Origin of the sequence: Ralstonia sp. UBA689, from assembly GCF_002298975.1 — a bacterium.
In the GTDB taxonomy this organism is placed as follows: domain Bacteria; phylum Pseudomonadota; class Gammaproteobacteria; order Burkholderiales; family Burkholderiaceae; genus Ralstonia.
Genome location: NZ_DBMV01000040.1, coordinates 1 through 17,527 on the forward strand (window position 1 = coordinate 1; position 17,527 = coordinate 17,527).

General features: G+C 64.6%; 18 protein-coding genes. 12 read left to right on the plus strand and 6 right to left on the minus strand.

Features of this window, described 5'->3' with window-relative positions:
* Positions 1–169: 169 nt before the first annotated feature.
* The 4 genes from B4F51_RS18555 to flgA all read right to left on the minus strand — a co-directional run bounded on the left by B4F51_RS18555 (position 170) and on the right by flgA (position 3,251).
* Positions 170–871 (minus strand): LuxR C-terminal-related transcriptional regulator, encoded by a 702-nt coding sequence (locus B4F51_RS18555; protein ID WP_296228140.1) that lies wholly within the window; start codon positions 869–871, stop codon positions 170–172.
* A 464-nt stretch (positions 872–1,335) separates the two neighbouring features.
* Entirely contained in the window at positions 1,336–1,797 is a 462-nt protein-coding gene (locus B4F51_RS18560; RefSeq protein ID WP_296227924.1) for a flagella synthesis protein FlgN, read from the minus strand.
* Between the two features lie 123 nt (positions 1,798–1,920).
* Positions 1,921–2,244, minus strand: a complete 324-nt coding sequence (gene flgM, locus B4F51_RS18565; RefSeq protein ID WP_296227925.1) for a flagellar biosynthesis anti-sigma factor FlgM — start codon at positions 2,242–2,244, stop codon at positions 1,921–1,923.
* A gap of 122 nt (positions 2,245–2,366) precedes the next feature.
* A complete protein-coding gene (gene flgA / locus B4F51_RS18570; RefSeq protein WP_296227926.1) occupies positions 2,367–3,251 on the minus strand; it encodes a flagellar basal body P-ring formation chaperone FlgA in 885 nt (294 codons plus the stop codon).
* A gap of 415 nt (positions 3,252–3,666) precedes the next feature.
* Here flgA and flgB point away from each other — a divergent pair, with 415 nt between their 5' ends.
* The 12 genes from flgB (at position 3,667) to B4F51_RS18630 (ending at position 15,400) form a co-directional block, all read left to right on the plus strand.
* On the plus strand, positions 3,667–4,122 hold the full coding sequence (gene flgB, locus B4F51_RS18575; protein ID WP_296227927.1) for a flagellar basal body rod protein FlgB: 456 nt from the start codon (positions 3,667–3,669) through the stop codon (positions 4,120–4,122).
* Positions 4,123–4,300: 178 nt separating this feature from the next.
* On the plus strand, positions 4,301–4,708 hold the full coding sequence (gene flgC, locus B4F51_RS18580) for a flagellar basal body rod protein FlgC (protein WP_296227928.1): 408 nt from the start codon (positions 4,301–4,303) through the stop codon (positions 4,706–4,708).
* A 35-nt stretch (positions 4,709–4,743) separates the two neighbouring features.
* Positions 4,744–5,409: a flagellar hook assembly protein FlgD gene (locus B4F51_RS18585; protein WP_296227929.1), complete on the plus strand. Its 666-nt coding sequence runs from the start codon at positions 4,744–4,746 to the stop codon at positions 5,407–5,409.
* Between the two features lie 53 nt (positions 5,410–5,462).
* Positions 5,463–6,674 (plus strand): flagellar hook protein FlgE, encoded by a 1,212-nt coding sequence (gene flgE, locus B4F51_RS18590; RefSeq protein WP_296227930.1) that lies wholly within the window; start codon positions 5,463–5,465, stop codon positions 6,672–6,674.
* 19 nt (positions 6,675–6,693) lie between these two features.
* Positions 6,694–7,431, plus strand: coding sequence for a flagellar basal-body rod protein FlgF (flgF, locus tag B4F51_RS18595; protein WP_296227931.1), 738 nt, complete (start codon positions 6,694–6,696; stop codon positions 7,429–7,431).
* A gap of 38 nt (positions 7,432–7,469) precedes the next feature.
* Positions 7,470–8,252: a flagellar basal-body rod protein FlgG gene (gene flgG / locus B4F51_RS18600; protein WP_296227932.1), complete on the plus strand. Its 783-nt coding sequence runs from the start codon at positions 7,470–7,472 to the stop codon at positions 8,250–8,252.
* 333 nt (positions 8,253–8,585) lie between these two features.
* Positions 8,586–9,269 (plus strand): flagellar basal body L-ring protein FlgH, encoded by a 684-nt coding sequence (locus tag B4F51_RS18605; protein WP_296227933.1) that lies wholly within the window; start codon positions 8,586–8,588, stop codon positions 9,267–9,269.
* A gap of 10 nt (positions 9,270–9,279) precedes the next feature.
* Positions 9,280–10,386: a flagellar basal body P-ring protein FlgI gene (locus B4F51_RS18610; protein WP_296227934.1), complete on the plus strand. Its 1,107-nt coding sequence runs from the start codon at positions 9,280–9,282 to the stop codon at positions 10,384–10,386.
* Positions 10,387–10,399: 13 nt separating this feature from the next.
* Positions 10,400–11,485 carry a flagellar assembly peptidoglycan hydrolase FlgJ gene (gene flgJ, locus B4F51_RS18615; protein ID WP_296227935.1) on the plus strand — a complete coding sequence of 362 codons (1,086 nt, stop codon included), beginning with the start codon at positions 10,400–10,402 and terminating at the stop codon, positions 11,483–11,485.
* 117 nt (positions 11,486–11,602) lie between these two features.
* Positions 11,603–13,540, plus strand: a complete 1,938-nt coding sequence (gene flgK, locus B4F51_RS18620) for a flagellar hook-associated protein FlgK (RefSeq protein WP_296227936.1) — start codon at positions 11,603–11,605, stop codon at positions 13,538–13,540.
* Between the two features lie 71 nt (positions 13,541–13,611).
* The gene (gene flgL / locus B4F51_RS18625) at positions 13,612–14,571 is read left to right on the plus strand and encodes a flagellar hook-associated protein FlgL (protein WP_296227937.1); all 960 of its coding nucleotides are present in this window, start codon (positions 13,612–13,614) and stop codon (positions 14,569–14,571) included.
* Between the two features lie 85 nt (positions 14,572–14,656).
* On the plus strand, positions 14,657–15,400 hold the full coding sequence (locus tag B4F51_RS18630; protein WP_296227938.1) for a YoaK family protein: 744 nt from the start codon (positions 14,657–14,659) through the stop codon (positions 15,398–15,400).
* Positions 15,401–15,409: 9 nt separating this feature from the next.
* Here B4F51_RS18630 and B4F51_RS18635 read toward each other — a convergent pair whose 3' ends face one another.
* Together B4F51_RS18635 and B4F51_RS18640 are read right to left on the minus strand one after the other, a co-directional pair.
* Positions 15,410–16,201: a hypothetical protein gene (locus B4F51_RS18635; RefSeq protein WP_296227939.1), complete on the minus strand. Its 792-nt coding sequence runs from the start codon at positions 16,199–16,201 to the stop codon at positions 15,410–15,412.
* Positions 16,173–17,432, minus strand: a complete 1,260-nt coding sequence (locus B4F51_RS18640) for an NAD(P)/FAD-dependent oxidoreductase (protein WP_296227940.1) — start codon at positions 17,430–17,432, stop codon at positions 16,173–16,175. Before B4F51_RS18640 ends, B4F51_RS18635 begins: the two co-directional genes overlap by 29 nt.
* Positions 17,433–17,527 lie beyond the last annotated feature (95 nt).

Consider the following 17,527-nt stretch of genomic DNA (forward strand, 5'->3'; position numbering starts at 1 on the left):
AGGTGACGAGCCTGAGCACGGCCGATACCTTCGGGGTGGGCATCCGCGCGAAGTTCTAAGCGGCTGGCTTTCCTTGTCAGTGCCCGCGTGTCGACAGCGCGGGCGCGTACTTGCAGCGGCGTTCGGGGTTCCGGGCGCCGTTTTTTTGTTGGGGAGACGTCAAGCCGTGTTAGCCGGTACGCGCGACGCGCGCGGGTGGCGGCTCGGCCGCCAGGTGGGGCTGGTTCAGCAGCATGGCGCCTCGCTGCGTGGCGACGAAGACGGCCTCGGTGCGGCTGCGCACCTCCAGTCGGCGATACAGCGCATTGATATGCGCCTTGGCCGTCGCCTCCGAGATGCTGAGCATGCGGCTGATGGTTTTGACCGGATGACCGCGCGAGAGCAGAACCAGAATCTCATATTGGCGCTGCGTGAGCCCCAGCAATGCGCAATCGCCGCTGGCACTGGACGGGCCGGGCGCCGTCGCTTCCGGTCGGGCCAGCACAATCGAAGCCGGCACATAACGGCCGCCGGCCAGCACCAATTCCAATGCTGCCGCAATCAATTTGCCCGAATAGCTCTTGAGCAGATAAGCCGCGATATTCAATTGCATGAGCGCGCGTACGTGCGCGGCCGAGTCGGCCTCGCCCAGCACGGCAATATGCCTCGGATGCGGCTGCTGCAGCAGCCGCGAGAGGGCAGGCAGATCGTCGATGCCTGGTACGGGCAGTCCGATCAGGGCCAGTTCGGCGTCCGCATGCGCCGCGAGATTTTCAAATAGAGCCTCGTCCGGGTCGACGCTGACGACTTCGGAAATGGCCGGCAAGGATTGCAAAACGTGAGTCGCGCCCGCACGCACCAAGGGGTGTGCCTCTACAACGATTGATTTCACTGCGCCGCCTGTCTGGTTATGGTTGTTTGCCCATTCCCGGAATAAGCCGTCACCGCGCCTATTTGGATCGGCGAGATCCAATTTCGTGCAGACACGGCAGGTGGAAACGCAATGACGCGCGGTTTTGGTATGTTTCCCCGTTCAACCGGCGGTCACCAGGGTGTGGTGCTGCCGGGCCAAAACCTTGATACGCCATTCAGGCGCGATTTCCTTCCGGTTTTTCTTGTTTATGTCGCCAGGCGCGGAGGATATACCCCGCCAAAATACGCAGAATAAATCCCCAGCATGCTTGTTGCACCCGTCAATGGGATGTAAACCTTTTTGTTTACCCCGACAGGTGGTGTGCAAGACCCGTATAGATAGCAGGATCAAGCGGGCGCAGCTAGCCCCACTTCAACCCCATTGACGTGAACGTAAAGTGGCGTTCGCCCGCTGGAGGGGCGATGTCGTGGCGGACTGGCGGCTTATTGCGCGACGACGGAGAAGCGCGGCATTGACAGCGGTTGCTTGCCGTCGCGGCCGTAGGGCGTGCCGCCGCCGTTGTTGGCGGCGTGCAGGACCGACAGCGCGTTCTGCGTGGCACGCAGGCGCAGGTCGATCAGGGTGCCGTTGTCGAGGTTGCGTTGGCGCAGCGTGCGGGCCAGCGCCAGGTTCTCGTCGAACAGCCGGCTGGCGGTTGCGTCCGCGCGCAGGTATTTCACCAGGCCGTATGGATCGGTGCCGCCATGCTGCGCCCACCACAGGCGGCGCTCGCGGTCGGCGTCGCCCAGGGCGACGAGCTGCTTCTGCTTGGTCTGGGTGACACGTTCGAGCTCCGGCATGTCGCCATCGCGCAACGCCTGGGCCTCGGCTTCCAGGGTCAGGGTGGCGGCGCGCAGCAGTTCCTGCTCGTCGGAAAGGGTGCGGATCAGCAGCGAATTGTCCATCGCGACAGCCTCTCTAGCTTGGGAGCTTGGGCAGCCGCCAGTCGGCACACCGCCCCGCCGCGATCAGCCCAAGCGGGCCGGCAGCGTCATCAGAATTGGGGGATAGGCGACGGGAGGCTCCCGTCAGACCTTCCTGGATTGCGCCGAGAGCAGCGATTGTGCGTCGGAAAGCGCCGCGTCGGCGATCTTGCCTGCGTCCATCTTGAGCGTGCCGTTCTGGATGGCACTGCGAATCTGCTCGACGCGTGCTGCGTCGAAGTCGCCGCTGCCCACCTGGCGCGAGACTTGATGGACCGAAAGCGACGGCACGGTCGTGTCCTGGCTGCTGTGGCGCGTCGAGCTCGTGGCCGAGGTGCTGGCCGTGCCCGCGGTGCGCGTCGACCCGGACGCAGCGTCCTTGGTCTGCGCGATGGCCGGCGCATTGTTGACGATATGGTTGATTTTCACGGGTGTCTCCGAAGAGAGCGTTCATCCTACCTCCCATATCGGCCAACCTCCGCGCAAACTTTAGCGGGGAAGTTCGGTTGCCCGTCACAATGCGAATGTGACCAATAGATCTCAAATCAATCTCAAAACTGGATCGCAACCACACCAGCGGACTGCGCAATGCCGGAAACGACGTTGCCGTTGGCCGTGCGCACCTGCGCTACCTGGCCTACCGCCGCCTGGTTCATGGCCCGTCCGTCGCTGGTGACCTGGAAGCCGCCGCCCTCGGCGACGAGCTTGACGGTCTGGCCGGCCTGCACGGCGATCGGCAGCCGCAGGTTTTCGGTGCGTAGCGGCTGGTTGGCGGCCGCGCTGGTGAGCAGCACACGCCCTACGACATCAGCCGGCTGTTGCACGACCGAAGGCGGGAGCATCGACAAGTCACCCGTGTGGGCCTCCAGATCGCCCATGTCGAGTGTCTTGCCAGGCGGCAACTGGCGCGCGGCCACGTAATACGTGCCGGTGATCTGGATGGTGGCCGGCACCCACGCTGCCCAGGCATGCGGCGAGCGGCAGCGCACGCCCACTTGTATGCGGCCGCGCAGGCGGTTGGCGGCCGGCAGCATCAAGTCGATCTGGTCGCACGGCTGATTGGCCACGCGCGGGTCGACTGGGCCGACTTCCACCGAGGCGCGCGGCGCGCCCGCGTCGTTGGTGCCGCCCAGGATGTCCAGTTGCGACTGCAGTTGCTGCTGGATCTGCATGTGGATGGCGTTCGGGCCCTGGATGGTGGTGGGCGCTGCGGCGGGCTGTGTGGCCGGGGCGGCGGCCGCCGGCGCATAGCCCACGCGCACCATGCCCTGCGCGCGCGCCAGGATCGGGTTGACCAGAAGGCTTACCAACAGGCCCAGCGCCAGGATCAGCAGCACCTCGCGCTGGCGCACGGCCAGCGGCATGGCCATGGCCTGCCCGCGCCGAACAACGGCAAACGTCAGGGTGTGGGCGCTGTGAGCAAACCGCGTGGACATGGAAGCCCTCCATCAAAAGTCCGGTGAAGTGTAGCCACGCGCGTGCGAGCGCCAAATGCGGAAATGTCGGCCAATCCCCCCCTTATTCGGACGAATGCTCTTGGCAGCCGGCCCCTAGACTTTGCAACGTGGTGAAGTCCCTGGCGCTGCGCGGTGCTGGCTTTCTGGTCGCGCGGCCTGCTCCGGTAGTTGGTTTCCCGGCCGGCTCCGGACCCGCAGACAGCGCTTCGCCACTGAGGATGCATGACGGCTTCTCAGCAATACAGCGGTTCTGGAGACGGCATCGGCGGTTTTGAAGGGGCCGCCGATGCCGGTTCCTCCATCCCCGCGGAATACGTGAATACGGAATTCGAAAGACAAACCCTGCGGCGGGTGGCGGCAACAACCATGACGCCACGCGCGAGGAATGACAGACATGGTCGACAAGCTGGATCAGTTGTTCGGTTTTCAGGAGCAGGCGCTGCATTTGCGTTCGCAGCGGCACCAGGTCCTGGCCTCGAACATTGCCAACGCGGATACGCCCAACTACAAGGCGCGCGACTTCGATTTCCAGTCGGCGCTGCAGGCGGCGGTCGGTCAGCAAAGCGGCAACAGCCTGCCGATGACGGCCACGGCATCGGGCCACCTCACGACCGCCGGTGCGCCGGCGGGCGAGGTGACGCCCATGCTGGCGTCGCTCTCGCAGCAGACAAAAGCGCTGCAGGGCGAGCTGCAATACCGCACGTCGCAGCAACCGTCCATCGACGGCAACACGGTGGACATGGACGGTGAGCGCATGCGCTTTGCCGACAACACGGTGCGTTACGAGGCGGATCTGACCATCGTGACGCAGAAGATCAAGTCGATGCTGGCGGCCATCCAGAACAGCTAGCACGACACGAAGAAGCAAGACGACCGCGCGGAAGTGCAGCGCGGCGAAAGAGGGGCGGGAACTGTGTGGCGCTCCGGGTCCGGCGCACGGTCTTGGACTGGCGGCCTGGCCCGGAGACCGCCGCCATGCAGGCAAACCGGTTCGAACCGGCAACAGTTTTGAAGACAGCGGAACCAACATGTCGCTATTCAAGGTGATGGATGTGGCTGGCAGCGCGCTCACCGCGCAGTCCAAGCGCATGAACGTGGTGGCCTCCAACCTGGCCAACGCCGAGAGCGTGACCGGCCCGGACGGCACGGCCTACCGCGCCAAGCAGGTGGTGTTCTCGCCCGCGCAGGAGTCCGACGGCTACGCCACCGGCGTGTCGGTCGACCGCGTGGTGGAAGACACCGTCACCCCCATGAAGCGCATGCACCAGCCGGGTAACCCGCTGGCCGATGCCGACGGCTACGTGACCATGCCGAACGTCGATGTGGTGGACGAAATGGTCAACATGATTTCTGCCTCGCGCTCGTACCAGGCCAACGTGGAAGTTGCCAACACCACCAAGACGATGGCCTCCAAGGCCTTGACACTGGGCCAATAGCCACTGTCAGACGCCAACCTTAGCGAGACACGAACATGACTGTGACTTCCGCCACGAACACCAGCAGCACCACGGGCACGACCAGCACGAACACCAGCAACAACCTGGCCATTACCAACGGCACCGATCTGCAGAGCACGTTCATGAAGCTCCTGGTTGCGCAGTTGCAGAACCAGGATCCGCTGAACCCGATGGACAACTCGCAGATGACCTCGCAGCTTGCGCAGATCAACACGGTCAACGGCATCCAGCAGTTGAACACCACGATGTCCAGCATGCTCACGCAGAACGCGGCCACGCAGGCGTCGTCGATGATCGGCCGGACCGTGCAGGTGCCGTCGTCCGCGCTCACGCTGGCTTCCGGCAAGGCCAATTTTGGCGTCTCGGTGCCCAACGGCGCCGACGACGTGGTCGTCACCATCACCAACGCAGCCGGCGTGGCGGTGCGCACCGTCGACCTGGGCCAGATGACTGCCGGCAGCGGCAACTACACCTGGAACGGCAAGGACGACAAGGGCAACCAGCTCGCGGACGGCTCGTACACGATCAAGGTCTCGGCCACGCTGGGCGGCCAGACCACCACCGCAAACGCCCTGGGCACCGACAAGGTGGCCGGCGTGACCATCAACAACGGCACCATGCAATTGGTGTTGGCATCCGGCGGGACGGCCAAGCTGTCCGACGTCGCCTCCATCCAGTAACGGTTCAGTCGCGGGTTGACCTCGCGCTTTTCAGTCTTCCACGGGAGAACACAATGGGATTCCAGCAAGGCCTGAGCGGTCTCGATGCCGCCTCCAAAAACCTCGACGTGATCGGTAGCAATGTGGCCAACGCCAACACGGTCGGCTACAAGAAGTCGACCGCCGAGTTTGGCGACGTGTATGCACGTTCGCTGGTCGGCGCCACCGACACCCAGGTCGGGCAGGGCGTGAGCGTGACGGGGGTGTCGCAGTCGTTCACGCAAGGCAACGTGACCATCACCGGCAACCCGCTGGACATCGCCATCAACGGCACGGGTTTCTATCGGATGGTTGACTCGGGCAGCGGCCAGGTGTCGTACACGCGTAACGGCCAGTTCCAGACCGACAAGAACGGCTACATCATCTCCGCTACCGGCCAGAACCTGACCGGCTACGGCGTGGACACCACCGGCAAGATCAACACGGCCGTGCTGACCAACCTGAAGATCCCGGTCAATGACTTGGCACCGCTGGCGACCACCAACACCGCCTTCGGCGTCAACCTGGACGCGGGCGCCACGCAGCCGACCACCACGCCGTTCTCGGCCACCAACTCGGCGACGTTCAACCACTCGGTGTCGGAGCAGGTGTATGACGGCACGGGTACGGCGCACATGCTGACCAACTACTACGTGCGTACCGCTACGGGTTGGGATGTGTACTCCCAGGTGGATGGCGCCAACCCCACCGGCGGTAACCCCGTCACCTCGCTCACGTTCAACAGCAGCGGCGTGTTGACCTCGTCGCCCAGCAAGATTGCCGTAGCCTTTGGCGGCATGAGCATCGCCAGCATGGACTTCACGGGCACCACGCAATACGGCGGCGGCTACAACGACACGGCCCCCGGCGTGACGCAGGATGGCTACGCCACCGGCCGCCTGGCCAGTTATTCGGTCGGCACCGATGGCACCATTACCGCGCGCTATTCCAACGGCCGCACTTCAGTGTTGGGCCAGGTTGCCATGGCCAACTTCAAGGCGCCGGCAGGCCTGCAGAACATCGGCGGCAACCAGTGGGTGGAAACGTCCAACTCGGGCGCACCGAACCTCGGTACGCCGGGCATGGGTTCGTTCGGCCTGCTGCAGTCGTCGGCGGTGGAGCAGTCCAACGTGGATCTGAGTCAAGAGCTGGTCAACATGATCGTTGCCCAGCGCTCGTATCAGGCCAATGCGCAGACCATCAAGACGGAGGACACCATCCTCCAGACGCTGGTCAGCATGCGCTAACTAGAAGCAGGAGCTCCGCATGGACCGCTCGATTTACGTGTCGATGACCGGCGTGAAGCATCTGTTCGACCAACAGGCTGCCAGCGCCAACAACCTTGCCAACGCCAGCACCACCGGCTTCAAGGCGCAGATCGACGCATTCCATACGGTGGGCGTGCAGGGCGATGGCTCGCCCACGCGTAGCTACGTGATGGCCTCGGCCATCGGCACGGACCTCGCGCCCGGCCCGATCGAGACCACCGGTCGCAGCCTGGACGTGGCCATCGACGGGCAAGGCTTCTTTGCCGTGCAGACGCCCGATGGTGGTGAGGCCTACACCCGCGCCGGCACCTTCCAGCTGGGTGCAGACGGCACGATCCAGACGCTGTCGGGCCAGCCGGTGCTGGGCGACGGCGGCCCGATTACGTTACCGCCAGACACGACGGTGCAGTTTGCCAAGGACGGCACCGTCAACGCCATCAGCGCCGACAGCCGCACGCCGCCCGTGGCACTGGGCCGGCTCAAGCTCGTCAGCATCGACCCGTCGAACATCGACCGTGGCACTGATGGCCTGTTCCGCCAGCGCGACGGCCAGGATGCAAATGTGGACGAAAAGGTGCGCATTACCGGCGGGGCGCTGGAAGGCAGCAACGTCAACCTGACCGACTCGCTGGTCAACATGATTGAAATCTCGCGCCAGCTTGAGATGCAGATGAAGCACTTGCAGACGAGCGACACGAACGCCCAGTCGGCCAACGAACTGCTGCGCCACGCCTGAGCAGGCGGGCCTGATTTGAATTAACCAAGGACTCGAACATGATTCGCTCCCTGTGGATTTCCAAGACCGGGATGGACGCCCAGCAATCGCAACTGGACGTCATCTCGAACAACCTGGCGAACGTCAACACGACCGGCTTCAAGCGCTCTCGCGCCGTGTTCGAAGACTTGCTGTATCAGAACGTGCGCGAGCCGGGTGCGCAGTCGTCGCAGCAGACCACGCTGCCCTCGGGCATGCAGATCGGTACCGGCACGCGCATCGTCGCCACCGAGCGTCTGCACACGCAGGGCAACCTGCAGCAGACCGGCAACTCCACGGACGTGGCCATCAACGGCAACGGCTTCTTCCAAGTGCAGATGCCCGACGGCACGCTGGCCTATACGCGTGACGGCAGCTTCCAGGTCAACGCGCAGGGTCAGCTCGTGACCTCCAGCGGCTACCCGATCCAGCCCGCCATTACGGTGCCGCAGAACGCCACCAGCCTGACAATCGGCAAAGACGGCGTCGTGACGGTCACCACGCCGGGCACGGTCAACAACACGCAGGTGGGCACGTTCCAGTTGGCCAACTTCATCAACCCGGCCGGCCTGCGCAGCATGGGCGAAAACCTGTACGCAGAAACAGAAGCGTCGGGTACCGCCAACCTGGCCAACCCGGGCTCGAACGGGGTGGGCGCGCTCAACCAGAACTACGTCGAAACGTCCAACGTGAACGTGGTGGAAGAGATGGTCAACATGATCCAGACGCAGCGCGCGTACGAGATCAACAGCAAGTCGGTGCAGACCTCCGACCAGATGCTGGAGAAGCTGTCGCAGCTCTAAGGAAGTGATGTGATGCGAACCCCCCCGGTTACCCGTCATGCTGTTGGTGCATCCCCGGTTCCGTCCCCTGCCGGGGCCGACTCCCTTTCTTTGTCTTGCCAAAGAAAGGAAGCAAAGAAAGGCGCGCCCGAGATGGCGAAAGACTCCTTGAGTTTTCGTAACCGGGCGGAGGCGGGGAAAACTCGCTTCGCTCAAACAGTTCCCCGCCTTTCTTCCGCCCGCTTACAAAAATTCAAGGTGCCATCAAGGGCAGGGAACGGCCAAACCGTCTGCGCGCATGTGTTGGCGCCAAGACGGGTTTCCTCCGAGCGTGAGCCGCTTCAAATCGCGCGAATGGTTCGCTTGGCCGTGCTCGGCACGGCGGCTGTGCTCGCCACCGCGTGCGGCATGCTGCCGCCGCCGGCCCCGATCGTGCAGGGTCCGACCACCGCGCGCCCGCCGATGCCGGTGATGGCCCCGCGCCAGAACGGGGCGATCTACCAGGAAGTGGCATCGGGCAGCGGCGGCTTTCGCGGCATGTTCGAAGACCGCCGTGCGCACATGGTGGGCGACACCATCACCATCGTGATCACCGAGAACACTGCGGCCAGCAAGCAGATGTCCGGCAGCGTGGACCGCAGCGGCAGCATGAGCGCTTCGGTGCCGACCTTCGCGGGCATGAACGCCGGCGTGCTGTCCCTGCTGGGCGTGTCGGCCACCGACGCCAACAAGTTCGACAGCAAGGGCGCCAATGGTGCGCAGAACAACTTCACCGCCACCATCACCGTGACGGTGGTGGAGGTGCTCGGCAACGGCAACCTCGTGGTGAGCGGCGAGAAGCAGATGGCCGTGGGCCAGGGCACCGAGTCGATCAAGTTCTCCGGCGTGGTCAACCCTACGACAGTCAACAATCAGAACACCGTGCTGTCGACCCAGGTGGCAGATGCACGCATGGAATACCGCGGCACCGGCTATGTGGCCGAGTCCCAGCAGATGGGCTGGCTGTCGCGGTTCTTCCTCACTGTGTCGCCGTTCTGAGGGCCCCGCCATGACATTGCATCGAATCCTCGGCGCCGCGCTCATCGCCTTCGCTTCATTGGCGGGCACGGCGCATGCAGACCGCATCAAAGACCTGACCACGATTGCCGGCGTGCGCGAGAACGCGCTGATCGGCTACGGCCTCGTCGTCGGGCTGGATGGCAGCGGCGACCAGACCACGCAGACGCCGTTCACCATCCAGAGCTTCAACAACATGCTCACGCAGTTCGGCATCAACGTGCCGCCCGGCGCGAGCATCCAGCTCAAGAACACCGCTGCCGTGGTGGTGACGGCCTCGCTGCCTGCCTTCGTACGGCCGGGCCAGATGATTGACGTGACGGTGTCTTCCATCGGCAACGCCAAGAGCCTGCGCGGCGGCACGCTGCTGCTCACGCCGCTCAAGGGCGTGGACGGCCAGCTCTACGCGCTGGCGCAGGGCAACGTGGTCATTGGCGGCGCTGGTGCGTCTGCCAATGGCAGCAAGGTGCAGATCAACCAGCTCGGCGCCGGTCGCATCGCCAACGGTGCGACGGTCGAGCGCGCAGTGGCCGCCACGGTGGGCGAGGCCGGCAACGTCCAGCTCGATACCGGTACGACCGATTTCGGTACCGTGCAGAACATCGTCAATGCCATCAACAAGCAGTTCGGCGCCGACACCGCACAGGCCGCCGACGGCCGCACGATCAACGTGCGTGCGCCGGCACTGGCGTCGGACCGCGTCGGCTTTGTCGCCAAGCTGCAGAACATCGAGGTGACGCCCGCACTGGCCGCCGCGCGTGTGGTGGTCAACGCCCGCACCGGCTCGGTGGTGATGAACCAGCTCGTCAAGCTCGAGCCCTGCGCCGTGGCGCACGGCAACCTGTCGGTCACCATCAGCACGGAGCCGGTGGTGAGCCAGCCGGCTCCATTCTCGCAAGGCCAGACGGTGGCGGGCGCGCGCTCGAACATCGAGGTCAAGCAGCAGGGTGGCAGCCTCATCAACGTCAGGGGCGGCACCAGCCTGGCGGATGTGGTCAAGGCCATCAACGCGATCGGTGCCAACCCGCAAGACCTGATCTCGATCCTGCAGGCGATGAAGGCGGCCAACGCGCTGCGCGCCGAACTCGAAATCATCTGACGTAGGCACGCTGATGAACCCGACCGATCTCTCCAGCCGCCTGGCGCTCGACTCCCAAGGGTTCGAGTCGCTCAAGCAGGCCGCGCGCACCGACCCGACCGGCGCCGCCAAGACCGTCGCCAAGCAGTTCGACGCGATCTTCGTGAACATGATGCTCAAGCAGATGCGCGATGCATCGCCGCAGAACGGGCCGCTCGATTCGTCGTCGAGCAAGATGTATACGTCGATGCTTGACCAGCAACTCTCGCAGACCATGGCGTCGCGCGGCGTGGGCGTGGCCGACCAGCTTTTGAAGCAGATGCTGCGCCAGGCCAACCACGTGAACCCGGATGCCGGCGGCAAGGTGAACACCGCGCTGTCCAGCACCACCGCCACGAATACCGCATTGCCCGGAGCCGCCGGCTCCGCAACCGACGCAGCCAAGGCCATCGCCCGCTCGTCGCTCAACAGCATGGCCGCGTCGGCCGCCTCCGGTGCGGACGACGACGGCTCGGGCATCAGCACCGTGCCGCGACCCGGCCTGGAAGAGCGCGTGCAGCGCGCCCTGGCCGCCCTGCGCAAGCAAGCCGAAGCGGAAGGCAAGGGCATGAACGCACTGGCCGATGTCGATCTGTCCACCGTGGCGTCCGAGCCGAGTGGCAGCCGCATGGCCAGCTTCTACAACAAGCTGATCGGCCACGCCTCGCAGGCCGCGCAGGAAACCGGCATTCCGGCCAGCTTCATGATCGGCCATGCCGCGCTGGAATCCGGCTGGGGCCGCCGGGAGATCCGCGCCAAGGACGGTACGAACACGCACAACCTGTTCGGCATCAAGGCCGGCGGTTCGTGGACGGGCAAGACCGCCGAGGTGACGACCACCGAATACGTGGGCGGCGTCGCCCACAAGGTCAAGGAGAAGTTCCGCGCCTACAGCTCGTACGCCGAGGCGTTCAAGGACTACGCCAACCTGCTGGCCAACAATCCGCGCTACAGCCACGTGGTGGCGGCCGGCAACGGCAACGACGCAGCGTCGTTTGCCAAGGGCTTGCAGCGCGCCGGTTATGCCACTGACCCGAACTACGCCAACAAGATCATGGCGGTGCTCAAGCAGATTGTTTGAGAACGCTATCGAAATAAAAAATCAATAGTATCGGCCGGCTCAAGTTTGCTCTGAGTCGGCCGATGTCCTTTCCAGGGTCCATCTTGGCGGCTGCGCGCTGCCTGCACCGAGACAAATATGAGCAGCTCCCTCTTGAATATTGGCGCGAGCGGCCTGCGGGTTGCCGATATCAACCTGCAGGTGACCGGCAACAACATCGCCAACGCGAGCACGCCCGGCTATTCGCGCCAGGAAGGCGTGCAGACGGAGAACATTCCGCTGTACGCCGGTGTCGGCTATCTGGGTCAGGGCGCCAATGTCACGACCGTCAAGCGCATCTATGACCAGTTCCTGACCGCGCAGGTGCAGAACGGCCAGGCCGCCACGAGCGCGGCCGACCAGCTCAACAGCCTGGTTTCCGGCCTGAGCAAGTACATGTCGGACAGCAACAGCGGCCTGAGCTCGGCGCTCACCAGCTTCTTCAACGGCGCGGACGGATTGGCATCCAACCCGTCGAGCACCACTGCACGCCAGGTCTTCCTGAATGCGGTGTCGGGCCTGCAGAGCCGCTTCAATTCGATTGCCGGCCAACTCAGCTCGCTGACCAACCAGGTCAACACGCAGGTGCAGACGCAGATCAGCTCCGCGAACAGCGTTGCGTCCCAAATCGCTTCGCTCAACGATCAGATTGCCAAGGCCGAGGCCTCCACCGGCCAGCCCGCCAATGACTTGCGAGACCAGCGCGACCAGCTCGTGCAGACGCTCAACCAATCGATCAAAGCCAGCGTGGTGCAGACCGGCGACGGCCAGTTCAATATCTACGTGGGCAACGGTCAGGCGCTGGTGCAGGGCAACCAGAGCTACCAGTTGACGGCGGTGCCGTCTCAGTACGACCCGACGCAGCTTTCGGTCGGCTACAAGAGCCCGGCCGGCACCGTCACCATCGATGACAGCCAGTTGGGCGGCGGCGCCCTGGGCGGTCTGATGAATTTCCGCCAGAACACACTCATTCCGGCGCAGAACAGCCTGGGCCGTCTGGCCGCAGCGGTGTCGGCAGACGTGAACGCGCAGAACAAGCTGGGCATGGACGCCAACGGCAACATGGGCACCAACCTGTTCTCGGTGGCCGGCCCCAGTGTCGCTGCCAGCAGCAGCAACACCGGCAGCGCCACGCTCACGGCCAGCATCACCAACGCCAACGCCGGCCAGGGTTACGACTACCAGGTCAAGTACCAGGGCGGCACCTACACCGTTTCGCACTACCCGGATGGCTCGGCTTCGGTGACGGTGACAAGCTGGCCGACCACCGTCGATGGCGTCACGCTCAACCTGTCGGGCACGATGAACAGCGGCGATTCGTTCCTGGTGCGCCCGACCGCCAATGCAGCGGCGACCATGCAGACGCTGACCACCGACTACCACAACGTGGCGGCTGCCACGCCGGTGGTGCTCAACCAGGGCAGCAACAACACGGGCAGCGCCACCGTGGCGTCCATCGGCGTGGACAGCACCTATGCCGGCGCGCCGCTCACCTCGCCGCTTTCGCTGACGTACAGTTCCGCCGCGGGGGGCTCGCTTTCGGGCTTCCCGGGCAGCGTAACCGTAACGGTGGGCGGTACGTCCACCACCTATACCGGCGGCTCGGCACCCTACACGCAAGGGGCGACGTACTCGTTCAACGGCATCCAGATGTCGCTGTCGGGCACGCCGGGCAATGGCGACACGTTCACCCTCTCGGCCAACACGGCCAACAGCACCGACAACGGCAACGCCAGCGCGCTGGCCAAGCTGCGCAACGCCACGCTGCTCGATGGCAGCACCAACTCGATCGGCACGGCGTGGAACAACCTCGTCACCCAGGTGGGCGTGCAGGCCAGCCGGGCCAGCAGCAACCTGACCTCGCAGAAGGCGCTGCTGGCGAGTTCGACCTCGCAACAGCAGTCAGTCTCGGGCGTGAACCTCGATGACGAGGCGATGAACCTGATGAAATATCAGCAGGCCTATCAGGCGTCGGCAAAGGTCATGCAGACCGCCAACACGCTGTTCGACAGCTTGCTATCGATTGCCGGTGGTTGAGTTCGATCGAACGATTGAAGAATCCTGGTTTTCTGTCGATAACGCTCTAGAGCCTTCCGTCCGGATCGACCATGCGAGTCAGTACTGCCCAATTCTTTGCTGTGTCCGCTGCCTCGATGCAGAGCACGCAGTCGAGCCTGCTCACGTTGCAGCAGCAGCTTTCGAGCGGCATCGCGCTCAACAGCGCGGGCGACAACCCGAGTGCCTTTGGCCAGATGGCACAACTGCAGCAGACGCAGGACGCCAACGACCAGTTTCAGACCAATCGCGACGCCACCGACGCGCGCCTGACCACCGTGTCTTCGGCGTTGACCAACCTGGTGACCACGCTGCAGCAGGGCAAGCAGTCGATGGTGTCGGCCAACACCTCGCTGATGACGGATTCGCAACGCATCGGCGTGCTGGCGCAGGTCAAGCAGCAGTATCAGCAGTTGCTGGCGACCGCCAACCAGCGCGACTCCTCGGGCGTGGCGCTGTTCGGAGGTGCCAACGGCACGACCGACCCGTTTGTCAGCACGGCGGGCTCGGTGCAGTACGTCGGCTCCGGCCAACCGCCCACGGTGCAGGTCTCGCAGAACATCTCGATGCCGAACTCCGTATCGGGTGACTCGGTGTTCGTGCGCATCGCCAATACGGACCCGTCCAACCCCGCCGCCAATCAGAGCATCTTCAAGACGTACGAGAACCTGATCACGGCGCTGTCCACCCCGATCAACCCAGCTACCCAGGCCACCGACGTCGCCAACCTGCAGAAGGCCGTACAGACCGCGCAGGGCAACCTGGACAACGCCTACCAAGTCGCCCTGCAGGCACAGGTGACGGTGGGCACGCAGCAGGCGCAGATCACCACGCTCAACAGCAGCGGCTCGAACTACGGAGAGCAGTTGAAGGAGCAGATCTCCAAGCTGCAATCGGTGGACTACACCACTGCCATTTCACAGTTCACCCAGCAGCAGGTGTCGCTGCAGGCCGCGCAGAAGACGTTCACGGCCATGCAGGGCATGTCGCTGTTCCAGTACTTCAATCCTTGACCGGCCGCATGCCCGGCAGGGTTGGCCGGGGGGCGGTGAGGGCGCGCGGCGTATCATATTGACTCGCCTACCGTTTGAACCGGTTATGCCCATCCAATATCTTCGCCGCCTGACCGGCCCCCAGCGCTCGGCCGACGCCAATCGGCGCCTGGGGCAGTCGCTGGCCTTCGTGGCGGGTGCCGCCAACGCAGGCGGCTATCTCGCTGTCAATCAATACACGTCGCACATGTCCGGCATTGTCTCGGCAATGGCCGATGACCTTGTGCTGGGCGATGTTGTGCTCGTGCTGGCGGGGTTTGCCTCGCTCCTGGCGTTCTTGTGTGGGGCGGCCTGCACTGCCGTGCTGGTCAACTGGGGGCGCCGGCGCAGCACGCAGAGTGAATTCGCGTTGCCGCTGATGCTCGAGGCCGGGCTGCTGCTGCTCTTCGGGCTGATGGGCACGTCGCTTGGGCAATACCGCGTTGTGTTTGTGCCGGCCACCGTGGCGCTGCTGTGTTTCCTGATGGGGCTGCAGAACGCCATCATCACCAAGATTTCGAAGGCGGAGATCCGCACCACGCACGTGACCGGCCTGGCCACCGACATCGGCATCGAGATCGGCAAGGCGCTGTACTGGAACCACGGGCACCGCAACCTGCCGGCCGTGGTGGTCAACCGGCCCAAGCTGCGGCTGCTGGCGTCTTTGCTGGGGATGTTCTTCGTCGGCGGTGTGACGGGGGCGTTGGGGTTCAAGCACCTGGGCTATGCGACTACCATTCCGCTGGCGTCGATCCTGATGGTGCTGGCCGTCGTGCCGGTGGTGGATGACCTGATGACGCGCTGGCGCTGAAGACGGCGGTCAACGCAGCAGCAGGCCCACGGCAATCGCACAGCCCAACACGATCAGCCACGGCACGGCCGTCTTGACGACGACGGTGCGCAGCCAGTCGGCATCATTCGCGCGCCGGGCCGTGCGGATCAGCCCGCCGGCCAGCAGCACCTCGAACGCCGCTTCCGACAGCAGCATCGGCCCCTGCGTATAGAAATACGTCAGCACGCCCAGCGACGCTGCCACCACCGCCACCACGACGGCAATCACAAGTGCCACGGGCAGGAATTCATCGGCCGACGACAAACCCTCCGCCATGCTGCTGGCGGCTTCGCCCAGTGGCGACCCGTCGTCCGCACTGGCGAACGGCTCGAAATCGGCCGATGCCCCGCCGCCGCTGAATGTACCGCCATGCTCGCCAATGCTCGAACGGACAGCAGCCCGCCCGGTGCTGCCGCCAATGCGGGGCAGATCGAAATCGAAGTCGAGATCTGCGCCCGAATCGGCGCTTTCGCTCGCGCGTTGCTGTTTGCGGCGCTGCGTGAAGCCCGTGTAGGCCAGCCACAGCTTGAAGGCGACAAGCATCGCCAGCCATGCCGCGACGGCTGCTGTGCCATACCGCCACGGCGGCGATTCCAGCCCCACCCAGTGCAGCGCCTTGTTGCACCCCACGCCCCATGCCAACGACCACAGCACGATCAATAGCACGTGCATGCGCAAAGCAAAGCGCGCCGCCAGCCGGCGCGCAATGTTGCGTTTGAGTGTGGATTCCGGTGCGAGCGCTGTGTTGGCTTCAGGCCGCTTCCATTTGGCAGACTTCATGCAGCGTATTGAGGCGTCGCACCGGATCGGCCACGAACGGGTTGGTTTCATCCCAGGCGTAACCGGCCAGGATGGCGCTGATCATGCGGCGGATGCCCGGCGCGTGGCGCGGGTGGAAGATGATGTCCTGCAGCTCACCCGTATACCAGCGCTCGACGAAGGCACGGAAGGTGTCGACGCCGCGGCGCAGCGGCTTGTCGTAGTCGGCCAGCCAATCGACCGCTTCGCCGTCGAGCTGGCGTACGAGGACACGCGTGGCCAACTCTGCGGAGCGCAGCGCAATCGTCACGCCCGACGAGAACACCGGATCAAGGAACTCGCCCGCGTTGCCGAGCAGCGCATAGCCCGGCCCATACAGACGCTCGACATTGGCCGAGTAGCCGCCGATCTGGCGCACCGGCATCAGGAACGGCGCGTTGCCGATCAGGGCGGCGATGTTCGGCTCGGCCTGGATCAGCCCGCGCAGGGTGGCCTCGCGCTCGGCTTCGGGCACGTCAAGGAAGCTGGCTTCGGCCACGCAGCCGACCGACGAACGGCCGTTGGCCAGCGGGATCATCCAGTACCAGACGTCGCGCCGCTCGGGGTGCACGGCCACGCAGATCTTGTTGCGGTCGGTGCTGCCGGCGGGCAGGGCATCGTTCACGTGCGTGAACAGCGCCGCGCGCGTCGCCAGGCCGGTCGGTGCTTCGAGGTTGAGCAGGCGCGGCAGCACGCGGCCAAAGCCGCTCGCATCGAGCACGAAGCGGGCGTGCACGGCATAGGCATGCCCGGCCTCGTCCTCGACTTCCAGCACAGGCGCATCGCCCGGCTGCATGGCGCGCACCGTGTGGCCAAAGCGCACCTCGGCGCCTTGTTGAGCCGCACATTGGATCAGGATCTGATCAAAGGCCGCGCGCTCGACCTGATACGTCGTGCCCCAGCCCGCGGAATGCTTGTCGCGAAAATCGAACGCGGCGTGCTTGTCACGATGCACGAAGTACGCGCCATTCTTGTATTGAAACCCGGCCTCCACCACGGCCTGCAGCATGCCGGCTTGTTCAAGATAGGCCATGCTCTGCGGCAGCAGGCTTTCGCCAATCGAGAAACGCGGGAAATGCTGGCGTTCGAGCACCAGCACTTTGCGCCCCGCTTGCCGCAGCAGTGCTGCCGCCACGGCGCCGGACGGGCCGGCCCCGATGATGGCGACATCGACGTGCTCGTGTTTTTCGATTGCGGGAATGGTTGCGTGCATTATCGTTTGTGAATAATCCGTTTCTCGGCGCCTTGCCGAAATAAAGCGCGATCGTACGACGTTCAATGCGCTTTGAAAACCGGAATTGATTGTCG